Here is a 23,320-nt window from a genome sequence, read left to right on the forward strand (position 1 = left end):
AGCTAACCAGTACTAATTGCCCGTGAGGCTTGACCATATAACCCCAAGGGAACTTGGGGAGTTGCGAACTCTTTACGCAATATCTTGTTACCGATTTCCGAGAGTCAGTTTAGAACTGACTATGCCAGTTATGCCTGGCGGCCATAGCGAGTTGGCCCCACCTGATCCCATCCCGAACTCAGAAGTGAAACGACTTAGCGCCGATGATAGTGTGGGAGTTCCCATGTGAAAGTAGGTCACTGCCAGGCTTTAATATAAAATAAGCCCATCCAAACGGATGGGCTTTTTTTATATCTAAAACATTGACATGACTTCTCTTGAACAGGGGAACGCGTCATGAGTCCACATCACCGGGACAACTCATGTGCCAGACATGGCTTTGCATACCGTCCATCCATGGACATAACAAAAACGTCAGGAACGTTTTTGGACGACCAAAGGGAACTTGCGTAGCGATTTGCACCAGGGATGGGGCAAACAAAGTAGGTCACCGATAACGGCTCCTGTTATCGCCATACATGACATCCATGCAAATAACGGCCATACTCTAGTTCATAGTTCTTAAGCCCTACACTGAGCGAACTGAAAGCAGAAAGTACTACTTTGTTCGTTATATGAGAATCCAAATCTGAATAGACTTAATGGCTGCCCGAAGCGTATTGCGGGTTTAAATTGGCCGCCGGAAGAGGGAGGACTGAACTCAGATCGCTGAAGACATTCATCTACTATCTGTAGAATGTACCCATCCGCTTAAATGCAGTATGCGTTAGAGGTGCTTTATACCAAGACTTAATTGATAATAATTCTGAGAATTAGATACTGAAATCGCGTATAGAGGTTATTATATAGAGCAAAAAAGATGGAACAGCTTTAAAAAACCATTAAGCATACTGAGACAAACATGTAGAGCTGTCTCTGATGCCTCAGATTATATTGTTTAGTGGGTTATGATAAAGTTATCTTCAGCGTGAAAATATTCTTTCATTTATTAACTAGCTGATAATTAGCCTCAGTAAATCTTGGCGAGCAAATGGCTAAAAATATCAGATCACAACCGCCGTTATTAGTAATGCGTTGTGGTGTTAGTGGTGGAATAATGACGATATCCCCTGCAGATACAAGTTCTGCTTGATTATCTCCTAGTTCGACTAATCCTTCCCCTTCTAAAATGACATAACGTTCTGTTGTCGCGTTTAAACGATGCCATTGTGTCGTGACGCCTGGACAAACTCTGGCTTGAGCTATTGATACATCAGAGTCATGTGAATCATTAGAAAGTTCGTTTATATAGCACCCTTCAAAAAAGAAATACTCTTTCTCTCGTGAGTAACGATGTATTGTGGGAGTTGTCATTTAACTGTCAGATCTCAAATCAATTTCTCAGAGTAGATGCTGGCTCAATGTCCATGGAGAAAATCATGCTGGATATATTCTAACGAACTCAGAGACGTTTAAAACATATATATCCATGCTATTGACCAACAAAATGTTGATTCGATAACTAGAAATGATTATTTGATTAATCCGCGAGTGCAGCCAACAGTAAAGAATCTCAATTAAGAGCCTTAAGAAAATAAATTCCAAATGATGAGAAAAGGGTGGCTATCAAAATCTCTCCCCTACTATTAACCTAATAACACTACTGTAGTTAGATGAATGAAGTTGCTTTGGCTATTTTTAGAATCTTATTGACCTGCTAGCCAATCATCATCGGAGCCTTCATTCATTCCTTCAAACAGATACGTTGATAAATAGCGTTCACCTGTATCCGGGAGCATTGCTAGAATTGTACTTCCAGGCTTTGCAGTTTCAGCTACTTTCATCGCGGTAGCTAGAGTACCACCACATGATAGGCCAACAAAAATCCCTTCTTCACTTGCTAAACGGTGCGCCCAAGTTTTAGCTTCATCGTCTGTGACTGAGTACAGTTCGTCATAAACATTTCGATTTAATACATCAGGAATAAAATCAGGTGTCCAACCTTGGATTTTGTGCGGAGCCCAGTCATTACCGGCTAACATCGAAGCGGCAGCCGGCTCTGTTGCAATTATTTTAGTCTCTGGGCGAGCGGCTTTGATGATTTCACCGGCTCCAGTAAGTGTTCCACCTGTACCCCAACCTGAAACCCAATAATCGAGAGGCTTACCAGCAAAGTCAGAGAGTATCTCCGGGCCAGTTGTGTTGCGATGATAAGCCGGATTAGCTGGATTTTCGAACTGTCTAGCCAAAAACCAACCATATGTATCAGCAAGTTCTTCAGCTTTTCTTACCATGCCTTTACCGCTCTCTGCGGCTGGTGTCAGGATGACCTTTGCGCCTAAAGCACGCATAATTTTGCGTCTTTCTACCGAAAAGGTTTCTACCATCGTTGCGACAAAAGGATAACCTTTTGCTGCGCATACCATAGCGAGCGCAATACCTGTATTGCCTGATGTTGCTTCAACTACTGTTTGACCAGGTTTTAATACGCCACGTTTTTCAGCATCGTCTATAATCGCGTATGCTAAACGGTCTTTAACAGAACCCATCGGGTTGAAGGACTCAACCTTTACATACATATTCACATGATCTGGGGCGATATTATTTAATTTAACAACAGGTGTGTTGCCTATCGTATCGAGTATGCTGTTGTATATCATATTATGTATTCGCTTCGTTACCTTATTGATATCGCTTTTTACTACAAGTCAGCTGCGGTGCTTTTATAGTGAATTATTTTCATAGCCATCAATTATCGCTTGAGCCGCTTCAATGTTATCTTGCTCGACAAAGACATGAGCAAAATCTGTAGCTGGGAGATCACCAACCGCGCCTTGTAGGAAGTGTCCGCCAACATGACATTCAATTTCGTGACTTTTTAATAAACCTGCGACTATATGAGCCTCAAGAATATTATTAGCGCGAAATACTAGTTGCATTAGTTTTGTCTCCAATTAATATTGAGACTGGCACTCAGTTTAAAAAACAACGTGGTAAACGTTATTTTGTCGTTACATGTATTTGTTGTTTTGTGGATTGTTTAGCGGGTTTTTTGCTGTTTTCGATATTTGATGATGTCTGCAGAGCTCGTAATATATTTTGTCGTGTGATGGAGCCCACTAAGCGGTTATCTTTTATGACCGGCAAACATTTGTATGCCGTTGATAAAAAGGTTTGTGCTATTTCGATGATAGAGTCTTCAACATCTGCTGTAGCACATTCAGAGTTCATGAATTCTCTGACTTGACCTGCCGCTTCACCTTGATATGCCGCATTAAGTGCAACTTGCATACAATCTTTTTCTGATAAGAAACCGATGAGGTTGCCATGATGATCAATGACCGGTGCACCGGATAGTTTGAATTCTACAAGTTGGTTAATTGCACGAAGTATGTCCATATCTGGCGTGAAGGTAATTTTAGTACCATTCATGTAATCTTTAACTTTCAACGGTGCTAACATGTTTACCTCCTCAAATAGGTGCTATTTTTGCTGTGCTTTTCGCTTTTCGCATGCTTCTTTTTCCTGAGCAGAACATGCGCCACCACAACTTCCGCTCAATCCAACTTGATTTAGACCGCCACAACTGCCTTTGATCGCTGAACGACCGAATAGTACACCTATTGCCATTGCAGCAGTGATAATCAGTAGTAATACAAATGCGGCGATAAAAGTTGTCATCTAACCTCCAAAGTCATCCAAGAAGATGTTTTCACGTTCAACACCTAAATCTTCAAGCATATTAATGACTGCAGCATTCATCATTGGTGGACCACACATATAGAACTCACAGTCCTCAGGTGCTGGGTGAGCCTTCAAATAGTTTTCATACAGCACGTTATGTATAAAGCCAGTGTACCCCTGCCAATTATCTTCTGGCAACGGATCGGATAAGGCTACATTCCAAGTGAAGTTTTCATTCTCTGCAGCCAGCTCATCAAAGTCTTCGGTATAGAACATCTCACGTAAACTGCGGGCACCATACCAGAAGCTGATCTTACGATCGGTTTTAATTCTGCGAAGCTGATCGAAAATATGTGAACGCATAGGTGCCATACCCGCACCACCACCAATAAAGACCATTTCCTTGTCAGTGTCTTTTGCAAAGAACTCACCGAATGGTCCTGATATGGTTACCTTATCACCTGGTTTTAAATTGAAGATATAAGATGACATTTGACCTGGTGGAATATCATCGTTATCAGGTGGTGGAGAAGCTATCCGAACGTTCAGCATAATGATGCCTTTCTCTTCAGGATAGTTCGCCATTGAATAAGCACGTACAACGTCTTCTTTTACTACAGACTTATACCGCCACATATCAAAGCGATCCCAGTCACCCCGGTAATCATCTTCTACATCGAAGCTTTTATATTCAACCGTATGAGGAGGGCACTCAATTTGAATAAATCCCCCTGCACGGAAATTAACATCTTCACCTGTAGGCAGTTCAAGAACAAGCTCTTTGATAAAGGTTGCTACGTTATGATTAGAGCGGACAGTACATTCCCATTTTTTGACACCGAAAACTTCTTCGGGTACTTCAATTTTCATGTTCTGTTTAACCGCTACTTGGCAGGATAAACGGTCACCTTCAGCGGCTTCACGCTTAGTAATGTGTGACTCTTCTGTCGGAAGGATTGAGCCGCCACCTTCAAAAATTTTGACCTTACACTGTCCGCAAGTACCACCGCCACCGCAAGCTGAAGATACAAATAGATCTGCATCAGCGAGTGCGCCTAGTAATTTGCTACCCGCTTTTGTCTTGATGGTTTTTTCATCATTGATGACGATTTCAATATCACCCGTTGAGACTAATCGTGAGCGTGCTCCTAGTATCAAAAATACTAAGGCCATGATGATAAGGGTAAATAGTACGATGCCGAGTACGATTTCCATTACAATTGAATCCCAGAAAATGCCATAAAACCAAGTGCCATAAGTCCTGCGGTAATAAAGGTAATGCCCAAACCTTGCAGTCCATCAGGTACATCTGAATATTTGAGTTTCTCACGTATGCCAGCGATAGCTGTAATAGCCATGGCCCAGCCGAGACCACTACCTACCCCGTATACAGCACTTTCAGATAGATTGTAGTCACGTTCAACCATGAATAGGGTTCCCCCAAGAATCGCGCAGTTCACAGTGATTAATGGTAAGAAAATACCTAGCGCGTTATACAGGGCGGGGGCATATTTATCCATGGCCATTTCGAGGATTTGTACCATGGCAGCGATAACGCCGATGTAGCTGATGAGCCCAAGGAAGCTTAAGTCAACATCTGGTAAGCCTGCCCAAGCCAGTGCGCCATCCTTGAGTAGATATTGGTAAATTAAGTTATTTGCCGGTACGGTAATCGTCTGAACCATGATGACAGCGATACCAAGCCCTAGTGCTGTTTCAATCTTTTTTGATACAGCAAGGAATGTACACATCCCTAAAAAGAAGGATAGAGCCAGGTTCTCAATAAAAATTGAGCGTACGAATAGGCTAAGATAATGTTCCATCTACAATACCTCCGTACGATGAACTTGATGGATTTGATAGTCGGGAGCTTCAACTTGCTCTTTCTTCCAGCTACGAACAGCCCAAATCAGTAGGCCAATAACAAAGAAAGCACTAGGCGGCAGCAACATAAGACCATTTGGGATATACCAACCACCGTCATTGGCCACTGGGATCACTTGATAGCCAAATAATTTACCGGCGCCCAAGAGCTCACGGAAGAATGCCACCAACATCAAAATAAGACTGTAGCCTAAGCCGTTACCGATGCCATCCAAAAAGCTTAGCATCGGTGGATTTTTCATTGCATATGCTTCTGCACGACCTAATACAATACAGTTAGTGATGATTAAGCCAACAAAAACAGACAACTGTTTACTCGCTTCAAAAGCGTAGGCTTTGAGTATCTGATCCACAATAATCACCAGTGAAGCGATGATGGTCATCTGGACGATGATTCGAATACTACCAGGAATATGTTTACGGATAGCACTGATACAGGCACCTGAGAAAGCTGTTACTGTTGTCAAAGCCAATGACATAATGAGTGCAGACATCATGTTAGTGGTAACAGCTAATGCAGAGCAGATACCCAGTACCTGAAGTGTAATTGGATTGTTATCAATGAGAGGATCGATAACATTATTTTTTGCTTGGCTTGCCATAAGTTATTTCCCCAATTCCGAATGCATGTTTTTCAGGTAAGGTCCAAAACCTTGGTCACCTAACCAGAATTGTAGAAGGTTGGTGACACCATTACTGGTCAATGTCGCACCAGATAAGCCATCAACTTTATATTCTGCATTAGGTGTACTAGGCTCAACATGCCCACGAATGACGCGTATTTCTACATTACCTTCTTCATCAAAAACTTTCTTGCCAATCCATTGAGCGCGCCATTTAGGGTTGTCAACTTCACCGCCAAGACCGGGTGTTTCAGCATGTTGATAGAAGCGTAAACCACGAATAGTGTTGTAGTCACTCTCCAGAGCTAAAAAGCCATATAACGTTGACCATAAACCATAGCCGTGAACAGGCAGCACCACTTGTTGAATATTGTCACCATCTTTCAGAATATATACAGGTGCGTACTTAGCGCGACGACCAATGCCGGCAATATCATCCTTGTCATCAATATTAATGCTCATTTGCGGGTCAGCTGATGCCGCACGTTGGTCATAACTAACGGGATCGATATCCTTGTCAGCATAATTACCTGTATCTAGATCAATCAATTTCACTTCAAACTGACTGAACAATTCATCAACGCTACCAGACTGATCATTTAAGCCTGTGACAGCAAGAATATTCTTTTTGATGTCAGCTTTCTTATTATCGTCTTGTATCGGCCGTAAGTATACGGCCGCTGTAGATACCAGGACTGAACAAACCAGACATAACAGAATAGCGATAAAGAGTGTTTTTTTCGGATCATCATTAGGCAAATTTAATAACCCACCTAATAATCCTTTTTTTGTATTAGTTTCAGCCATGATGTTAACTTCGCTTCAATCTGCGTTTGATATTGGCCTGAACAACAAAATAGTCGATCAGGGGGGCGAAAATATTGCCAAATAATATGGCCAGCATAATACCTTCTGGGAAGGCTGGGTTCACGACACGAATCATAATCGCCATAAAACCAATCAATGCCCCATATATCCATCGGCCTTTATTTGTCATTGCCGCTGAGACAGGGTCTGTCGCCATAAAGACCATACCAAAAGCAAGGCCGCCCATCGTTAAATGCCAGTACCACGGTACACTAAACATAGGGTTTGTATCACTGCCTATTAGATTAAATAATAGGGTTGTAGCAAACATACCCAAAAATACGCCGAGAATAATCCTAAAATTGGCTACACGGGTATAGATGAGAAAAGCAGCACCGATTAAAATAGCGAGAGTTGATGTTTCCCCTAATGAGCCAGGCATAATGCCAAAGAAGGTTTGAGACCAGCTATAGCCTGCTGACTCAACAGCATCGATGCCACCTGATGCTGCTAGTGCTAATGGGGTCGCACCAGTATAGCCATCGACTGCAGTCCATACTGCGTCACCTGACATAGCTGCAGGATAGGCAAAGTACAGGAATGCACGGCCTGTTAATGCGGGGTTGAGGAAGTTTTTACCCGTACCACCAAATACTTCTTTACCCAAAACGACACCAAAAATGATACCGAGTGCGACCATCCATAACGGTGTTGAAGGTGGAAGTGTGAGGGTGTACAGCATGGAACTGACTAAGAAACCTTCATTGACTTCATGATTCCTGACTGCTGCAAAGATGACCTCAAAAACACCCCCAGCAACGAGTGTGGTGATGTACATGGGTAAAAAGTAAAGCAGCCCGTGGAACATATTAGCGAATAGACTATTGGGATCGTAGGCAATGCCTAACGAGCTCATTATCCAATTACGCCAGCCATCTAAGTCTGTCATGCCCATCTGTGTAATAGCGTTGTTGGCTTGAAAACCTGTATTCCAGAGCATCAATAACAACACAGGGAATGTGGCTACAACAACATAGCTCATTACCCGCTTGAGATCGATAGCATCACGGACGTGGGGAGAGCCTCTTGTTACATCAGCGGGTGAATAAATAAACGTATCCACCATCTCATATAACGCGAAATACTTTTCGTATGGGCCGCCTTTCTGAAATTGTGGCTCGATACGATCAAGAAAACGTCTTAAGCGTGCCATCAACTATCCTTCTATCTCAATTTGTGTCAAATTTGTTCTAAGTGCTGGGCCATAGTCATATTTACCTGAACAGACAAAGGAACATAATGACAAATCTTCTTCGTCGAGTTCCAAACAGCCCAGCTGTTGTGCTGTATCAGTGTCTTTAACCAGCAAAGAGCGCAGTAACTGTGTCGGCAAAATATCCAGTGGCATGACTCGTTCAAAAACACCTACTGGAACCATCGCACGGGGACTGCCATTTTGTGATGTCGTTAAAGGGACATCTTTTTGACGAAAAATGCTCGAAAAGAAAACATTAAGCGAAGAAAATTTGCCTTTACCACCGGGACGAATCCAACCGAGTAACTCACGCTCAACACTTTCAGCAATCACTGAGATTTGATTATGAAAACGGCCTAGATAGGCTGCCCAGTTGTTAGCCGTATGGCCATGCAACACAGAACCAGAAATGATACGAGACTGAATATTCTGAACTTCACCAAACACTAAGTCCTGGGTGCTAGCGCCCAGACGTGTGCGAATTAGGCGGGGCTTGTTTACCAGTGGTCCGGCAAAAGAAACAACGCGCTCAACCCAGAGGCGTCCAGTTGTGAAAAGCTTGCCAATGGCGATGACATCTTGATAACCGATAGTCCATACTGATTTGCTAGCGCTGACCGGTTCAAGGAAATGAATGTGTGTACCCGCTAAACCTGCTGGGTGGGGACCAGAAAAAGTATGAACTTCGATATTATTTTTCTGATTGACTGGAAGGGCTGTGTCTGGAGCCTGGCAGACATAGACTTTTCCTTCTGTCAGTTGACTGAGAATCGTTAAACCATGTTTAAACTCTTCAGCATATTCGCTAATGATAATACTGGGATCAGCGGCAAGAGGGTTGGTATCAATGGCCGTGACAAAAATCGCATCAGGGACAGCTTCAACAGCTGGGGAGCGGCTGTATGGACGTGTGCGGAATGCTAGCCATAAACCTGAGTCAATCAAGTTTTTTGTGATATCTGCACGCTTTAGATTATCGAGATTGTTAGCATCATATTGTTCGAAAGTGATTTCATCATCACCCTCTAACTCAATTACCACTGATTGTAATGCTCGTTTCGCACCACGATTGATGGCTTTTACGATGCCTGCCCCGGGGGAGGTAAATTGAACACCTGGGTTCTTTTTATCAGTGAATAATGGCTGTCCGAGTTTAACTTTCTGGCCTTCTTCCACCATCATCGTAGGTTTCATACCTACATATTCATTACCCAATATGGCTACTGAATTGACTTTATTGCCATCATAGATAGTTTGTTCGGGTTTCCCCGAGATGGGCAAATCTAGCCCTTTCTTAATCGAGAAATGCATACTTCACCTGATCAGGAGACAACGGACGTACCTGCTATCTGTGTTACGTTAAATTCCCAGCTTGTAAGTATAAGTATTGTTTCTGATGAAAGAAAGCAGAAATCCCGATAAATATCAGCTTAAATCATTCATCTGCTTGAATGCGATCAGATTCTTTCAGCCATCTATAGGCAAGAACGAACCCTAAAAAGCTAAACACGCTAGCAATTAAAAATGTCCATATGGCGCCAGGGCTATCCCACATATAACCGCTGAATAAGCTGCCAATCACACCACCGGCACCAAAGCTGGCACTGCTGTATAAGGCTTGTCCTCTCCCTTGTGTTGGCCCTGTGAAATGGCGATGAACCCAAGCAATTGCAGACGCATGAAAACTACCATAACTTGCAGCATGTAATAATTGAGCGAGAATTAGCACAGTAAGGTTTTGCGGAAATAGGGCTATCAAAATCCAACGCAGTGTTGTAAGTAACAGGCTAGCCATGAAGACATTACGGAGTCCGAACTTGGGAAGCCAACGATGCATCACCAGAAATATGGCCACTTCAGCTAAAACACCGAGCGCCCATAATTGTCCAATCAAGCTGCTACTGTAATCATACTGTTCAAGGTAAATGGTATAGAAGGTGTAGTAGGGACCATGACTTGCTTGCATCAATAAGCAAACCAGCAAAAAAGCAATCACGCTGGGTCTTTTTAATAAGGTTCTTAACGACGTTGTTTGGTGATGAGCGGTCTTTGCTGATTCAGGTACTGTAAGGCTAAATAACCAGATACCAATGACACTAAAGAGCAGTGCTGTAGGGACAATGTCAGGTTCAAAATGCTCCAATAAATTGCCTAAAATCACGACAATGGTGATAAAGCCAATTGACCCCCATAAACGCACTTTACTGTAATAATGACTATCTTCACCGAGATGTTGCAGTGTAGTGACTTCAACTTGGGGTAATGATGCATTCCAGAAGAAGCTGAATAGCATCAAAATTATGGCTACGGCAAGGTATGATTGCTCGATGAATATTGCCGAAAATACGATGATGGTGGCAAAGCTAGCGAGTCTTACAATACGCATTCGGCGATCGTAATGGTCTGCTATCCACCCCCAAATATTAGGTGCGATAATTCTTGAGCCCATCAAGATGGCTGTCAGCTCACCAATTTGACTCGGACTAAATCCTTCCCATTTTAGATATAGACTCCAGTAGGGGACTAAGATCCCCAGACAGGCAAAATAGAAGAAGTAAAAGCCGGACAGGCGCCAGTATGGCAATTGGGATAAAGGCACCTGAACGATTTATGCTTGGCCTGGAATGATCGGCGTATCAGTTACGACATCCATATTTTGTGCACGATGACGTAAAACGTGATCCATCAGAACTAGTGCCAACATTGCTTCTGCAATAGGCGTGGCTCGAATACCGACGCAAGGATCATGGCGACCTTTAGTCACAACTTCAATCGCATTTCCTTGAGTATCAATACTACGACCAGGCAAACGTAAACTAGAAGTTGGCTTTAAAGCAATACTGACAAGTAAGTCCTGACCGCTGGTGATGCCACCTAATATGCCACCTGCATGATTACTGAGAAACCCATCAGCCGTGATTTCATCTCGATGTTCAGTCCCTTTTTGAGTAACGGCATCAAAGCCAGCGCCGATCTCAACACCCTTGACCGCATTGATACTCATCATTGCATGGGCGATGTCGGCATCAATACGATCAAATATGGGTTCGCCTAGACCAACAGGAACATGACGAGCCACAACATTAATTCTGGCTCCAACAGAGTTCCCTTCTTTACGTAAGGCATCCATATAGGTTTCGAGTTCGGATTCTTTATCTGGGTCAGGTGAAAAAAAGGCACTTTTTTCTACATGCGACCAGTCCAATGTGTCGATTTTTATCGGCCCTAGTTGTGATAAATACGCCTGTATTTCAATACCATAACGTTCACGAAGATATTTTTTGGCAATACCGCCGGCAGCGACACGCATTGCAGTTTCTCGTGCCGATGAACGTCCACCGCCACGATAATCACGCACGCCATATTTTTGGTGATAAGTGTAATCCGCATGTGCTGGTCTGAACTGATGCATGATGTTGCCGTAATCTTTGGATCGTTGATCAACGTTTTCAATCAACATTCCAATAGGTGTACCTGTTGTTTTGCCTTCAAATACACCAGATAGAATCTTAACTTGGTCAGGCTCACGGCGTTGTGTTTCATGGCGCGATTTACCTGGGCGCCGACGGTCTAAATCTCTTTGGAGATCCGCTTCTGTGAGTTCAAGTCCTGGAGGACAACCATCTACGATACATCCCAAAGCTTGTCCATGACTCTCACCAAAAGTGGTCACAGTGAAGAGTTTTCCAAAGGTATTACCTGACATATCTCATTCCGATTGGCGTTAAGGTTAAACAATAAATAATTTGGCAAAGCCTAAAAAGGCGACAAAGCCAACAACGTCTGTAACGGTCGTTAGCAAAACACTGCCAGACAGAGCCGGATCAATACCAATTCGCTTCAGCCCCAGTGGTATGGTGACCCCAGCTAATGCGGCTGCGACTAAATTAATAACAATGGCGCTACCTATAAGCAGACCCAAAGACAGGCTATTAAACCAGATCACAGTCACGACTGCGATAGCCGTCGCCCATATCAAACCATTGGTGGCGCCTACTAACATTTCTTTGCGCAACAGCCAGCGCTCATTTTTGCTGTTCAACTGACCTAATGCCATCGAGCGAATAACGAGTGTCAATGTTTGACTACCGGCTATCCCCCCCATGCTGGCAACGATTGGCATCAGAACAGCCAGCGCGACTTGTTTTTGGATAGTTGTTTCAAACAGGCCAATCACCCATGAGGCAAGAAAAGCCGTAATTAAGTTAACAGCAAGCCAGATGGAGCGGCGATTGACGCTTTTTTTCACTGTTGCGAAAGTATCTTCATCTTCGCCTAAGCCCGCCATGCTTAACATTGAGTGCTCTGCTTCATCACGAATAACGTCTACAACGTCATCAATGGTGATACGACCAAGTAGACGGTTATCTTTATCTACCACTGGTGCAGAAATCAGGTCATGTTTTTCAAATCGTCTTGCCACATCACGATCAGTCATATTCGCTGGAATAGGATCCACCTGATGTGACATGACTTCACTGACCAATAATGAGCGACTTCGACTGACTACCTGAGAGAGTCTTAACGTGCCAAGGTAGTGATCATTGTGGTCAACAACGTATAAGCTGTCGGTATTTTCCGGTAACTCACCGAGCATACGTAAATAACGTAAAACGACTTCTAAGGTGATATCCGTCCTGACGGTGGTGACGTCGGTGTTCATCAAACCACCGGCGCTATCTTCGTCATAGGCTAAAACGGCTTCAACACGACGCCTGTGTTGAATGTCCATCGCACGTAATATTTCATGCACAACATGATCGGGGAGATCCTGCAGAATATCGGCGATATCGTCTGTATCAAGGTCTTCGGTGGCATTGATGAGATCGGCCGTGTCCATATCCGTCATCAGATCGGTACGGACTTCTTCACCAATATAGGATAGAACCTCACCACGCAGATCGGGATTAATCAGGGGCCAGCAGATTTTTCTTTCGTTAGGTGGTAAAGATTCAAGTAAATGAGCTGTTTCTGCCGGATGTAGGCCCGCCAGTAAACGACGCATTCTGACAAAACGTCCGCTTTGCAATGCATCGGATAAAGCATTGATTGATTGATTAAGGGCGTGGTCGTGGTCCAGCTCAGACATATCCAGTTCTCAACGGTGGAGGTGTTTAGGATTGTGATTAGGCTTTATTTTAGCTTGCTTAGCCTTTACTGGATAGCGTGAGATAGCTCGTGGCTACTGAAATACTCTGTTTTAGTGAGATTTTTTCCTATCAAAATCATTCATTACAGCCATGCTAATGTTTATTACCTTCTAACTTAGTGGTTGGGGCCATTAATATTTTCTAATAACAAATCAAGGGCTATGGGATCCGTTGTATTCATAATATCCAATGTATTGAGTGGTAACTCACTCAAATTGGTTTCATTGATCACCTGTTTCACTTCAAGTATTGCATTGGGATGCATACTGAAGTTTTCCAAGCCCATGGCAAGTAAGAGTCTGGTATAGCGTGGATCGCCAGCCATTTCACCACACATGGATACATCGACATTGTGCTGTTTACCCGCTTGCAGCGTCATATAGATTAGTCGTAATACGGCAGGGTGCAGCGGGTCGTAAAGGTAGTTGACGTGATCATCTATACGGTCTATGGCAAGTGTATATTGGATGAGATCATTGGTACCAATCGAGAGAAAGTCGACATGCTGTGCGAAAATTTCGGCACAGACTGCACTCGCTGGCACCTCAATCATAGCGCCTACCTGAATATGATGATCGTATTCCAGATGCTCTTTATCTAATTCCTGTTTACATTGCTCCAGCATGTTTTTGGCTTGAACTAACTCATTCAAGGTGGAAATCATTGGGAACATGATTTTGATTTTGCCGTAAGCCGAGGCGCGCAAAATGGCTCTTAATTGGGTACGAAACATAGTTGGTTGAGTCAAACATAGACGAATCGCACGCATGCCCAGTGCCGGATTGGTCACAACCGTCTGGTTCAGGTTGCGTCCACCATCGACTGTTTTATCTGCGCCAAGGTCAAAGGTACGTATGGTGACTGGCTGATTATTCATACCTTCAACCACATCACGGTATGCTGACAATTGCTCTTCCTCCTCAGGAGGGGACAACCGGTTCATGTATAAGAACTCAGTACGGTAAAGCCCAATACCTTGAGCGCCGGCACTACTAATAGTGGTGACATCCTCTGGCAATTCGGCATTAGCTAACAGCGTGACGGATTTGCCATCCCGTGTTTTAGTGGGTTGAGATTTATATCGACTGAGCGAAGATATATGCTCACGGAAAGCAATCAATCTGCCTTCATATTCAAACTGGGTGCGTTCATCTGCCCCCAATAGCATCACACCTGTCTCGCCATCGACAATCAGCGGTTCGTTATCCTGTACATAGCGTCGGACTGACTCAACCCCTACGATGGCAGGAATACCTAAGCTTCTCGCTAAGATAGTTGTGTGAGATGTAGCGCCACCGTGTTCGGTGACAAAAGCCACAATTCCCTGATGTTGCATCAGTACGGTATCTGCCGGGGTCAGATCTTCAGCGATAATGATGTGGCCTTTGAGTCGGCCATCAGGAATTTCGTGATCAGCGACTTCCTGATCCGCCAGAATACGATGAATACGGTTGACCACATGATCCACATCATCACGGCGCGTACGGAGGTAAGGATCATCCATTTCATTAAAGACATTGATCAAGGCGTCACGCTGCAATTGTAAGGCCCATTCGGCATTACAACGGCGCTGACGGATCATATCGACCGGAATCTTATTCAGCGAAGAGTCGCTTAACATTAATAGATGTGTATCAATGAAAGAAGTGACATCAGCTGGGGCATTTGCTGGAATATGATTACGAATGGATTTTAATTGTTGTTTTGCTTGATCAATGGCATCAAGAAAACGATCCACTTCCTGTTCAATAGCAAAAGCCGGTATGAGATATTCACGAACATCTGGTTGATTATGAAAAAGAATATGGGCACGGCCCATAGCAATGCCACGAGAGACGCCAATACCTTGCAACTCAAGTGTCATTCACCTTCTCCAAAATAATCATTTATCAGGGTATCTAAGGAAGCTAATGCCTGTTCCGCATCTTCACCTTCAGCAGTGACTGTAATTTCTGAGCCTTTTGCGGCTGCCAGCATCATCACACCCATAATACTTTTTCCATTCACCGTTCTGTTTTCTCTTGAGACGGTAATGTTAGCTTGGTGAGCTGATGCCGTTGTGACGAATTTAGCTGCGGCTCTGGCATGCAACCCTAGTTTATTAATTATTGTGAATGTTCTTGTCATCATTTTCTTGAGTAGCCTGTGTGATGACAGCGAACTACGCCCTCTTGTCCACCACTTAACGCTTTTATTTCGAGCTCTTCTAAATTAAGGGCTGGGTAATTTAAAACACGTATCAACATAGGAAGATTGAGACCCGAAACCACCCGGATATCTGTTCTATCAGATACGGCGCACGCTATATTACTAGGCGTTGAACCGAACATGTCAGTCAGTATGAGAATACCGTGACCTTGATCAAGTTTTTTTAAGTCTTCATCCATTTCTAATCGAATGGCTTCCGGGTTATCTTTGGTTTCGATAGAAATGACTTTCGTCGGAAGAGGGCAGCAAGATAACATTTGACGAGCGGTATTGATGAGCTCTGTACCGATGTTATTGTGCGAAACGAGTAAAACGCCTACGGTCATATTAGTTCTCTATAAAAACAGCCATGGCTGTAGATAGACAAATTGGCTCAGCCTCTGTCTTTAAACGATAATGAATGTAATAGATATATGACATGTCATCAAGTTAATGTGAAATGCTCATTGCTGAATTTGCTGTTGTTGCCGGTATTTTAGCTGTTCATTCGCATTATTTGTCATTCTTTGCATTTTTAACCAGGTCAGCAACCGTACACTGAACGAGGATGGATTTGATAATGACAGGTGTAGCGTTGGTGCGGCTATGTCCAGAATCCGTTCCTTACTCTGGTTTCCTTCAAGTTGACTCTCCTGCTTTAATGTCTCATGCAGGTTTAGCTGAAAGTGTAATGGGCAGGTATCCAGCACGTGCGCGCTGCCAAAATGTTGCCTGATATTGATTGTGCCGAGCTCTCTTGTATTGAGGAGATCTTTCAGTATGGACGGTGCAGTCGCTATCAATTCATGTTTGTGACGATGAATATCAACCACATCATCAGCAACAAATTGATGACCTTCACTAATCAGTTGAAGAGCCAGACTGCTTTTGCCTATGCCTGGTGGGCCTTTGATGAGAACACCTAAACCATCAACACAGACCATCACTCCATGAAGTGAGAGGTGTTGGCTAGTTTGAGGCACGATTAATCTTCGTCGATGGAGAGAAGTAACTCAAAAATCTGTTCTGCGCTATTTGCATTGCGCAGTTTCTGGCAGATTTCCGGATCGCGAAATAAAGTCACTAGGCGTGACAAATGTTGTAGGTGATGGTCGGTATCTTCTTCAGGTACGAGTAGACCAAAAGCAATATCGATAGGTTGGTTGTCAACGGATTCAAAAGGAACGGGTGTTTCGAGTGTGAGCATAGCGGCGATGGTATGAGTCAGTCCGGGGACTCGGGCGTGAGGTATAGCCACGCCCTTGCCCAGTCCTGTACTGCCTAGTCTTTCTCGTTCTAATAACACCTGAAATATTTTTTCTGCTGTTGTCGCATTCGTATTACTGGCTAACTTCTGACTTAAGTTTTCCAGTACTTTCTTTTTGCTCGTAGCATTGTCATGAAAGCTGATACTGTCAGCGTTAACCAATAATGCGGCAATTAGCATAAAAAAGAATCTCTTATTAGTTGACGTTGTGCTTCATTTCGGCACCGACTGACTGATGATGATCGGTGATTTTATCTTTGTGTTTAATGATTTGACGGTCCAGCTTGGCAACCAGATTCTCAATAGCAGAATACATGTTTTCATTTTCATCTGAGGCGAACAAGTCTGCGCCGCTGACATGAACAGTCGCTTCCGCTTTCTGACGTTGTTTTTCTACTGATAACACAACATGAACATTGGTCATGTGATCAAAATGGCGAGTCAGTTTTTCGAATTTTTTGTTGACGTGATCGCGTAAGCTGTCAGTGATTTCGATATGTTGTCCGCTTAAATTTAACTGCATAATGTTGGACTCCTTTTGAGTGATGATAACTGGTTTTACACCAGTCGTTTACGCTCATTCGATGGCGCAATTGCCAACGTTTCACGATATTTTGCAATTGTTCGTCTGGCGACATTAATACCTTGTTCTCCGAGGATATCGGCAATTTTACTGTCGCTCAATGGTTTTCGTGGATTTTCAGCTGCAACCAGTTTTTTGATGATAGCGCGAATCGCTGTAGCTGAGCATTCTCCGCCCGCCTCAGTACTGACATGGCTGGAGAAAAAGTATTTCAGTTCAAAAATTCCGCGAGGTGTATGTAAGTATTTGCGCGTTGTGACCCTGGAAATCGTTGATTCGTGCATTTCCACGGCTTCAGCAATATCGGCCAATACCAACGGCTTCATCGCTTCCTCACCAAAATCAAGAAAGTCTTTTTGTCTGTCAATAATCGCTTCGGTGACTTTTAATAAGGTTTCGTTGCGACTTTGTAAGCTTTTCAGAAACCAGCGTGCTTCCTGCAGATTATTTTTCAGATAGGTATTTTCGGCGCTGTTATCAGCCCGATTGATCAGTTGCGCGTAGTGTTCAGCTATTTGCAAGCGTGGAGCATTATCAGGATTAAGAGATAAGACCCACTGACCTTTTGATTTTCTGGCATACACGTCTGGAACGATATATTCCGTCGTATCAGTCTGGATTTGACTGCCGGGGCGCGGGTTTAAAAGCTGGATAGAGCGAACCAATTCGGTCAATTCATCATCCGACACTTTCAAAGCACGCTTAATTTGGGCGTAATCGCGTTTGGCCAATGTATCCAGATGTTTATCAATTAACTCTCTCATCAGATCAATATGAGGTAGACCTGAGGCTTCATACACCCGAAGTTGAATCAGTAAACATTCTCGTAAGTCCCTGGCTGCAACGCCGACAGGATCAAAATGCTGTATACGGTGAAGCACGGTCTCGATTTCATCTAACTCTATTTCAGCAAATTCTTCACCTAAGCTTGCTTGGATATCGTCGAGAGAAGTTTTCAGGTAGCCATCATCTTCAATTGAATCAATAATGATAGTCGCGATAGCTTCTTCGATTTCAGTGAAATGAGTCAGCCGCATTTGCCAAAGCAGGTGTTGCTGCAGCGAGTCAGTGCTCTCGTCCTGATTCTCGCGTTCCATATCACCGTCATGAATAACATTGCTGTTACTGGTACTGACGGGTTGATAATCGTAGGTATCTTCCCACTGGCTATCTACAGGAAGATCTTCGGGAATATTCTGATTGTCGAGCTCACTGATTTCGCGACTGGTCTGATCTTCGGTGTTTGATTTGCGTGCGTTCTCGTCAACTTCAAAGTCTTCTTCAACTTCGAGCAAAGGGTTGGTTTCGAGTGCTTCCTGAATTTCTGTTTGTAACTCAAGCGAAGACAATTGCAGCAAACGAATGGCTTGCTGTAATTGCGGAGTCATTGACAGACTCTGGCCTACACGCAGCTGTAATGAGGGTTTCACGAGAATTCTTTATGTGTTTTGACGACCATGTAAATATGTTACCGCAAGTCTTATGCCATTGCCTACAGCTACATACAAAATCTTAACTGTAGATTTATTTAATCAGGCCTAAACGATCACAAATGGTGAGTGTCGGGTCAACCTTATTCATGGTGTAGAAATGTATACCCGGTACACCTAAATCGATTAATTGCTGAGTAAAGTCAGTTAAAAAATCAACGGTGAACGCAGTCATTGATGCCGTATCATCGTAAAAAGCTTCGAGTTTCTTGCGAAGCCAACGAGGGATTTCGGCACCACAACCTGCTGAAAAACGAGCTAGCTGGGCATAGTTATTGATGGGCATAATGCCCGGAATGATAGGAATATCAATGCCTTGTTGTTCACAGGCATCAACAAAATAACGATATGCATCAATATTGTAGAAATATTGTGTAATCGCACTATTCGCACCTGCATCCACTTTACGTTTGAAGTTGATAAGGTCATGTTCAGCAGACTGTGCTTGCGGGTGTACTTCAGGATAGGCGGCTACTTCGATGGTAAAGAAGTCACCTGTTTCTTTTCGAATAAACTCAACCAGCTCACTGGCATAACGAAAGTCACCTGGTGCTTGCATACCTGATGGCAGATCACCACGAAGTGCGACAATGCGGTGAATATTATTATTGCGATAGGTATCCAGTAATGCACGGATACGTTCCGCGGATGAGCCTACACAAGAAAGGTGGGGGGCGGCATCAATGTTAGTCACTGCATGCTGCTTTTGAATGTCTATTACCGCATCCATCGTATTGTCTTGTGTTGAACCGCCTGCGCCAAAGGTCACTGAGAAAAACTCAGGTTTAAGAGGGGCAAGCTGTTCTCGGACACTACTTAAATTGGCAATGCCTTTTTCCGTTTTTGGGGGAAAGAATTCGCAGCTTAAAGTGAGATTTTTGGCCATATCCATTAACTTTGATTAGAAAAATGGGCTGAAAACTCAGCCCATTTTTAGATTGATTAAAGATTAATATCTGTAGTGTTCAGGTTTGAATGGACCTGTTTTTTCCAGCCCCAGATATTTTGATTGCTCGTCTGTCAGCGTAGTCAGGTTGGCACCAATCCGACCCAAGTGCAGTTGTGCGACTTTTTCATCCAGTTTTTTCGGCAATACGTAGACTTTATTTTCATAATTGTCAGTATTTTGCCATAACTCGATTTGTGCCATGACCTGATTAGTGAACGAGGCTGACATCACAAAGCTTGGATGACCGGTTGCACAGCCAAGATTCACCAGACGACCTTCAGCTAACAGAATGATGCGTTTACCATCAGGGAAGATAACGTGATCAACTTGCGGCTTGATGTTCTCCCATTCATATTTACGCAGGGAAGCGACATCAATTTCTGAATCAAAGTGACCAATATTGCAAACGATGGCTTCATTTTTCATCTTCAGCATATGGTCATGGTTGATAACATCGATGTTACCTGTTGTGGTGACGAAGATATCGCCCATTGCTGCCACATCATCCATAGAAACAATGCGGTAGCCTTCCATGCTGGCTTGAAGCGCACAGATTGGATCAATTTCAGTCACCATAACGGTGGCGCCCATGCCACGGAATGCCTGTGCACAGCCTTTACCCACATCACCGTAACCTAAAACAACGCAGATTTTGCCGGCGATCATCACGTCCGTGGCGCGTTTAATACCGTCGAGTAGTGATTCACGGCAACCATAAAGGTTATCAAACTTGGATTTAGTGACAGAGTCATTGACGTTAATGGCTGGCACTTTCAATGTGCCTGCTTTCATCATTTCATACAGACGGTGAACACCGGTGGTTGTCTCTTCTGACAGGCCTTTCACGTCATTTAGTAACTCTGGATACTTGTCATGCATTATCTGAGTTAAATCGCCACCATCGTCCAGAATCATGTTCGGACGCCAGTTGTCTGGACCCATGATCGTTTGTTCGATACACCAAACCGCTTCTTCTTCTGTCTCACCTTTCCAGGCAAATACTGGAATACCTTGATCAGCAATTGCGGCTGCGGCATGGTCTTGTGTCGAGAAAATATTGCATGATGACCAGCGAACTTCAGCGCCGAGTTCGACTAAGGTTTCAATCAATACGGCTGTCTGAATCGTCATATGTAAGCAGCCGGCGATACGAGCACCTTTCAGTGGCGCTTGGCCAGCATACTCTTCACGTAAGGCCATTAGACCTGGCATTTCGCTTTCAGCAATTTTAATTTCTTGATGGCCCCATTTAGCCAAGCTGATGTCAGCAACTTTATAATCAGGGGTTAAATTTTCGATTGGTGATTCCATTGTTCGTTTCCTCAAATTCTTTTATAAACCGGCAGCGTCGCGTAATACATCTGCCATATCTGTTCTTTCCCAGCTAAAATCAACATCTTCACGGCCAAAGTGACCATAAGCCGCTGTTGGTTGGTAGATAGGTTTGATTAAATCGAGCATCTTAATTAAGCCAACTGGTCGTAAATCAAAGTGTTCACGAACCAGGGCGACCAGTTTTTCTTGAGAAATTTTTCCGGTACCAAATGTCTCTACACTGATAGAAGTCGGATCAGCCACACCAATGGCATAAGACACCTGGATTTCACAGCGATCGGCTAAGCCTGCGGCAACAATGTTCTTCGCTACATAACGACCTGCATAAGCCGCACTGCGATCGACTTTTGATGGGTCTTTACCAGAGAAAGCACCACCACCATGACGAGCCATACCACCATAGGTATCAACGATGATTTTTCTGCCTGTCAGACCACAGTCGCCGACAGGACCACCGATAATAAATTGTCCGGTAGGGTTGATATGGATTTTTGTATCTTTAGTTAGCCATTCAGAGGGCAGTGTGGGTTTGATAATGCTTTCCATCACCGCTTCATGAAGACTGGCTTGTGAAATATCCGGGCTGTGCTGTGTGGATAATACAACGGCATCAATACCAACAGGTTTTCCATCTTCATAGATGAATGTCACTTGGCTTTTAGCATCTGGACGTAGCCAGCTTAACTCGCCATTTTTACGAACTTCTGATTGGCGTTTTACCAGACGGTGTGCGTAGGTAATCGGTGCTGGCATGAGAACATCAGTTTCGTTACTGGCATAACCAAACATTAAACCCTGGTCACCCGCGCCCTGATTTTCTTCTGTGTCTCTATCAACGCCCATGGCGATGTCAGAGGATTGTTTACCAATAAGAGACATAACCGCACAGGTTTGGCCATCAAAACCCACATCTGAGCTGTTATAACCGATATCGGTGATGGTTTTACGAACAACATCTTCGAGATCGACCCATGCTGAAGTACTGATTTCACCAGCAACGATGGCGGTGCCTGTCTTTACTAATGTTTCACAAGCCACGCGAGCATGGGGATCTTGGCGAAGAATTTCATCCAAGATGGCATCTGAAATTTGATCGGCAACTTTGTCTGGGTGGCCTTCCGATACAGATTCAGAAGTGAAAAGATAATTGCTACTCATAGTCAACTTCCTCATTACAATGAGATTGTGGTAATGATAGTTGTGCTATTTGAGGGGGAATAAATCTCGCTCATTACTATCAGTTACCTGTTAATAATGAACGCAGTTAAATAATGGAGTATTGAATAAGCCTAGCAGGTTAACCACCTGTTGCAGCGTTCCTTATTCGAAATGACATATTAATCTATATAGAGAATTTTTCAAGCTTAATTATCTTCACAAAGTCGTCACACAGCGTGGTCTAGAGCGTTAATCGGTCTCCATTTTGTTTCATCCATAGCTTGTGTTCTTTGTATGTAGGACAGATGTCCGCTACCAACTGCCAGAAAGCCTTTGAGTGGTTATGATGCCTGAGGTGACAAAGCTCATGAAGGATGACGTAATCAATGACTTTGTCAGTGGCCATGATAAGTTTCCAATTTAGCTGAATATCGCCCGAGCGATAACAGCTTCCCCAGCGAGCTTTATAGGTTTTTATGGTAAGACTTTTAGGAAAGAACTGATACGCTTCTGCCAATTGAAAAAATCGTGATGTCAGAATTTCATTAGCCTGTTGCCGGTACCATTTTTCCAGTTGACGTTTAATACCTTCTGCCGATATATCTTTTTTCTTGGTATAGAGCTGTATGCGATTGTCGATGTGTTTAATGGTATTTTCAGCGCTGCTGGTATGAATATCTAATTGATACATGTTCCCTAGAAATAAAAAAGACTCCCCATCTGCGTAAACGGTGTCTCTGGTGACTGGCAGTTGTTCAAGTTTTTGTTTTATCCACGCCCTTTTTTTATCCACAAAGTCTTGTGCTGTTTTGACTGCAAGTGTCGTTGGTATCCGCACAATGACTTCACCTTGCTTAATAACCAACGCCATACTTTTACGGCGTGAACTGCGAATAATGGTGTAATCAAAGCCTTCAGGGTGTGTATGTGTCATAAATAATCGTTATAAGCAGATTTTTGTCAGCTGAT

Annotated in this window: 25 protein-coding genes, 1 rRNA gene and 1 riboswitch; of the genes, 1 reads left to right on the plus strand and 25 read right to left on the minus strand. The window is 43.6% G+C overall.

What is annotated here, in order from left to right:
• Positions 1-133: 133 nt before the first annotated feature.
• Positions 134-248: ribosomal RNA gene (rrf, locus tag B3014_RS11745) — 5S ribosomal RNA — on the plus strand.
• Positions 249-981: 733 nt separating this feature from the next.
• Here the strand turns inward: rrf and B3014_RS11750 are convergent.
• The 25 genes from B3014_RS11750 to B3014_RS11870 all read right to left on the minus strand — a co-directional run bounded on the left by B3014_RS11750 (position 982) and on the right by B3014_RS11870 (position 23,285).
• On the minus strand, positions 982-1,353 hold the full coding sequence (locus B3014_RS11750) for a cupin domain-containing protein (RefSeq protein WP_289245333.1): 372 nt from the start codon (positions 1,351-1,353) through the stop codon (positions 982-984).
• Positions 1,354-1,685: 332 nt separating this feature from the next.
• Complete coding sequence (gene cysK, locus B3014_RS11755; protein WP_289245334.1) at positions 1,686-2,639, minus strand: cysteine synthase A; 954 nt, start codon at positions 2,637-2,639, stop codon at positions 1,686-1,688.
• A gap of 63 nt (positions 2,640-2,702) precedes the next feature.
• Positions 2,703-2,918, minus strand: coding sequence for a DUF2007 domain-containing protein (locus tag B3014_RS11760; RefSeq protein WP_289245335.1), 216 nt, complete (start codon positions 2,916-2,918; stop codon positions 2,703-2,705).
• 61 nt (positions 2,919-2,979) lie between these two features.
• The gene (locus B3014_RS11765) at positions 2,980-3,441 is read right to left on the minus strand and encodes a CBS domain-containing protein (protein WP_289245336.1); all 462 of its coding nucleotides are present in this window, start codon (positions 3,439-3,441) and stop codon (positions 2,980-2,982) included.
• A 21-nt stretch (positions 3,442-3,462) separates the two neighbouring features.
• Positions 3,463-3,660, minus strand: a complete 198-nt coding sequence (nqrM, locus tag B3014_RS11770) for a (Na+)-NQR maturation NqrM (RefSeq protein ID WP_286303557.1) — start codon at positions 3,658-3,660, stop codon at positions 3,463-3,465.
• A complete protein-coding gene (gene nqrF, locus B3014_RS11775) occupies positions 3,661-4,878 on the minus strand; it encodes an NADH:ubiquinone reductase (Na(+)-transporting) subunit F (RefSeq protein WP_289245337.1) in 1,218 nt (405 codons plus the stop codon).
• A complete protein-coding gene (gene nqrE, locus B3014_RS11780; protein WP_286303559.1) occupies positions 4,878-5,486 on the minus strand; it encodes an NADH:ubiquinone reductase (Na(+)-transporting) subunit E in 609 nt (202 codons plus the stop codon). The genes nqrF and nqrE overlap by 1 nt, the downstream gene beginning before the upstream one ends.
• Entirely contained in the window at positions 5,487-6,149 is a 663-nt protein-coding gene (locus B3014_RS11785; protein ID WP_286303560.1) for an NADH:ubiquinone reductase (Na(+)-transporting) subunit D, read from the minus strand. It lies immediately after the preceding gene.
• A 3-nt stretch (positions 6,150-6,152) separates the two neighbouring features.
• A complete protein-coding gene (locus B3014_RS11790) occupies positions 6,153-6,977 on the minus strand; it encodes a Na(+)-translocating NADH-quinone reductase subunit C (RefSeq protein WP_289245338.1) in 825 nt (274 codons plus the stop codon).
• 4 nt (positions 6,978-6,981) lie between these two features.
• Entirely contained in the window at positions 6,982-8,190 is a 1,209-nt protein-coding gene (locus B3014_RS11795) for an NADH:ubiquinone reductase (Na(+)-transporting) subunit B (protein ID WP_289245339.1), read from the minus strand.
• 3 nt (positions 8,191-8,193) lie between these two features.
• Positions 8,194-9,543 carry a Na(+)-translocating NADH-quinone reductase subunit A gene (locus B3014_RS11800; RefSeq protein ID WP_289245340.1) on the minus strand — a complete coding sequence of 450 codons (1,350 nt, stop codon included), beginning with the start codon at positions 9,541-9,543 and terminating at the stop codon, positions 8,194-8,196.
• A 124-nt stretch (positions 9,544-9,667) separates the two neighbouring features.
• Entirely contained in the window at positions 9,668-10,831 is a 1,164-nt protein-coding gene (locus tag B3014_RS11805; protein ID WP_289245341.1) for an MFS transporter, read from the minus strand.
• A 9-nt stretch (positions 10,832-10,840) separates the two neighbouring features.
• Entirely contained in the window at positions 10,841-11,938 is a 1,098-nt protein-coding gene (gene aroC, locus B3014_RS11810; RefSeq protein ID WP_289245342.1) for a chorismate synthase, read from the minus strand.
• Positions 11,939-11,962: 24 nt separating this feature from the next.
• Positions 11,963-13,321: a magnesium transporter gene (gene mgtE / locus B3014_RS11815; RefSeq protein ID WP_289245343.1), complete on the minus strand. Its 1,359-nt coding sequence runs from the start codon at positions 13,319-13,321 to the stop codon at positions 11,963-11,965.
• A gap of 176 nt (positions 13,322-13,497) precedes the next feature.
• Positions 13,498-15,246 (minus strand): phosphoenolpyruvate--protein phosphotransferase, encoded by a 1,749-nt coding sequence (gene ptsP / locus B3014_RS11820; RefSeq protein ID WP_289245344.1) that lies wholly within the window; start codon positions 15,244-15,246, stop codon positions 13,498-13,500.
• On the minus strand, positions 15,243-15,512 hold the full coding sequence (locus tag B3014_RS11825; RefSeq protein ID WP_289245345.1) for an HPr family phosphocarrier protein: 270 nt from the start codon (positions 15,510-15,512) through the stop codon (positions 15,243-15,245). Before B3014_RS11825 ends, ptsP begins: the two co-directional genes overlap by 4 nt.
• Positions 15,509-15,916 (minus strand): PTS sugar transporter subunit IIA, encoded by a 408-nt coding sequence (locus B3014_RS11830; protein ID WP_289245346.1) that lies wholly within the window; start codon positions 15,914-15,916, stop codon positions 15,509-15,511. Before B3014_RS11830 ends, B3014_RS11825 begins: the two co-directional genes overlap by 4 nt.
• A gap of 117 nt (positions 15,917-16,033) precedes the next feature.
• Positions 16,034-16,552: an HPr kinase/phosphorylase gene (locus B3014_RS11835; protein WP_289245347.1), complete on the minus strand. Its 519-nt coding sequence runs from the start codon at positions 16,550-16,552 to the stop codon at positions 16,034-16,036.
• A 2-nt stretch (positions 16,553-16,554) separates the two neighbouring features.
• Complete coding sequence (locus B3014_RS11840; RefSeq protein ID WP_286303571.1) at positions 16,555-17,016, minus strand: PTS sugar transporter subunit IIA; 462 nt, start codon at positions 17,014-17,016, stop codon at positions 16,555-16,557.
• A 16-nt stretch (positions 17,017-17,032) separates the two neighbouring features.
• Positions 17,033-17,359, minus strand: coding sequence for a ribosome hibernation-promoting factor, HPF/YfiA family (hpf, locus tag B3014_RS11845; protein ID WP_286303572.1), 327 nt, complete (start codon positions 17,357-17,359; stop codon positions 17,033-17,035).
• Positions 17,360-17,394: 35 nt separating this feature from the next.
• Positions 17,395-18,849, minus strand: coding sequence for an RNA polymerase factor sigma-54 (locus B3014_RS11850; protein WP_286303573.1), 1,455 nt, complete (start codon positions 18,847-18,849; stop codon positions 17,395-17,397).
• 94 nt (positions 18,850-18,943) lie between these two features.
• On the minus strand, positions 18,944-19,795 hold the full coding sequence (gene metF, locus B3014_RS11855) for a methylenetetrahydrofolate reductase [NAD(P)H] (protein ID WP_289245348.1): 852 nt from the start codon (positions 19,793-19,795) through the stop codon (positions 18,944-18,946).
• 63 nt (positions 19,796-19,858) lie between these two features.
• On the minus strand, positions 19,859-21,169 hold the full coding sequence (ahcY, locus tag B3014_RS11860; RefSeq protein ID WP_286303574.1) for an adenosylhomocysteinase: 1,311 nt from the start codon (positions 21,167-21,169) through the stop codon (positions 19,859-19,861).
• A 21-nt stretch (positions 21,170-21,190) separates the two neighbouring features.
• Positions 21,191-22,351 carry a methionine adenosyltransferase gene (metK, locus tag B3014_RS11865; protein WP_289245349.1) on the minus strand — a complete coding sequence of 387 codons (1,161 nt, stop codon included), beginning with the start codon at positions 22,349-22,351 and terminating at the stop codon, positions 21,191-21,193.
• Positions 22,352-22,442: 91 nt separating this feature from the next.
• Positions 22,443-22,521: riboswitch (S-adenosyl-L-homocysteine riboswitch) on the minus strand.
• A gap of 71 nt (positions 22,522-22,592) precedes the next feature.
• On the minus strand, positions 22,593-23,285 hold the full coding sequence (locus tag B3014_RS11870) for a M48 family metallopeptidase (protein ID WP_289245350.1): 693 nt from the start codon (positions 23,283-23,285) through the stop codon (positions 22,593-22,595).
• Positions 23,286-23,320: the final 35 nt, after the last annotated feature.

Source organism: Methylophaga sp. UBA678, assembly GCF_002299105.1.
GTDB classification, from domain to species: Bacteria; Pseudomonadota; Gammaproteobacteria; order Nitrosococcales; family Methylophagaceae; genus Methylophaga; species Methylophaga marina.

What these genes read in the sequence shown, in the direction of transcription:
- ptsP (WP_289245344.1), bottom strand. Translation starts at nt 15,246, where the DNA reads ATGACACTTGAGTTGCAAGGTATTGGCGTCTCTCGTGGCATTGCTATG.
- nqrM (WP_286303557.1), bottom strand. Translation starts at nt 3,660, where the DNA reads ATGACAACTTTTATCGCCGCATTTGTATTACTACTGATTATCACTGCT.
- cysK (WP_289245334.1), bottom strand. Translation starts at nt 2,639, where the DNA reads ATGATATACAACAGCATACTCGATACGATAGGCAACACACCTGTTGTT.
- nqrF (WP_289245337.1), bottom strand. Translation starts at nt 4,878, where the DNA reads ATGGAAATCGTACTCGGCATCGTACTATTTACCCTTATCATCATGGCC.
- B3014_RS11830 (WP_289245346.1), bottom strand. Translation starts at nt 15,916, where the DNA reads ATGACCGTAGGCGTTTTACTCGTTTCGCACAATAACATCGGTACAGAG.
- mgtE (WP_289245343.1), bottom strand. Translation starts at nt 13,321, where the DNA reads ATGTCTGAGCTGGACCACGACCACGCCCTTAATCAATCAATCAATGCT.
- nqrE (WP_286303559.1), bottom strand. Translation starts at nt 5,486, where the DNA reads ATGGAACATTATCTTAGCCTATTCGTACGCTCAATTTTTATTGAGAAC.
- B3014_RS11750 (WP_289245333.1), bottom strand. Translation starts at nt 1,353, where the DNA reads ATGACAACTCCCACAATACATCGTTACTCACGAGAGAAAGAGTATTTC.
- B3014_RS11785 (WP_286303560.1), bottom strand. Translation starts at nt 6,149, where the DNA reads ATGGCAAGCCAAGCAAAAAATAATGTTATCGATCCTCTCATTGATAAC.
- B3014_RS11825 (WP_289245345.1), bottom strand. Translation starts at nt 15,512, where the DNA reads ATGATGACAAGAACATTCACAATAATTAATAAACTAGGGTTGCATGCC.
- B3014_RS11840 (WP_286303571.1), bottom strand. Translation starts at nt 17,016, where the DNA reads ATGCTAATTGCCGCATTATTGGTTAACGCTGACAGTATCAGCTTTCAT.
- B3014_RS11790 (WP_289245338.1), bottom strand. Translation starts at nt 6,977, where the DNA reads ATGGCTGAAACTAATACAAAAAAAGGATTATTAGGTGGGTTATTAAAT.
- metK (WP_289245349.1), bottom strand. Translation starts at nt 22,351, where the DNA reads ATGAGTAGCAATTATCTTTTCACTTCTGAATCTGTATCGGAAGGCCAC.
- metF (WP_289245348.1), bottom strand. Translation starts at nt 19,795, where the DNA reads ATGGCCAAAAATCTCACTTTAAGCTGCGAATTCTTTCCCCCAAAAACG.
- hpf (WP_286303572.1), bottom strand. Translation starts at nt 17,359, where the DNA reads ATGCAGTTAAATTTAAGCGGACAACATATCGAAATCACTGACAGCTTA.
- B3014_RS11795 (WP_289245339.1), bottom strand. Translation starts at nt 8,190, where the DNA reads ATGGCACGCTTAAGACGTTTTCTTGATCGTATCGAGCCACAATTTCAG.
- ahcY (WP_286303574.1), bottom strand. Translation starts at nt 21,169, where the DNA reads ATGGAATCACCAATCGAAAATTTAACCCCTGATTATAAAGTTGCTGAC.
- B3014_RS11760 (WP_289245335.1), bottom strand. Translation starts at nt 2,918, where the DNA reads ATGCAACTAGTATTTCGCGCTAATAATATTCTTGAGGCTCATATAGTC.
- B3014_RS11800 (WP_289245340.1), bottom strand. Translation starts at nt 9,543, where the DNA reads ATGCATTTCTCGATTAAGAAAGGGCTAGATTTGCCCATCTCGGGGAAA.
- aroC (WP_289245342.1), bottom strand. Translation starts at nt 11,938, where the DNA reads ATGTCAGGTAATACCTTTGGAAAACTCTTCACTGTGACCACTTTTGGT.
- B3014_RS11765 (WP_289245336.1), bottom strand. Translation starts at nt 3,441, where the DNA reads ATGTTAGCACCGTTGAAAGTTAAAGATTACATGAATGGTACTAAAATT.
- B3014_RS11870 (WP_289245350.1), bottom strand. Translation starts at nt 23,285, where the DNA reads ATGACACATACACACCCTGAAGGCTTTGATTACACCATTATTCGCAGT.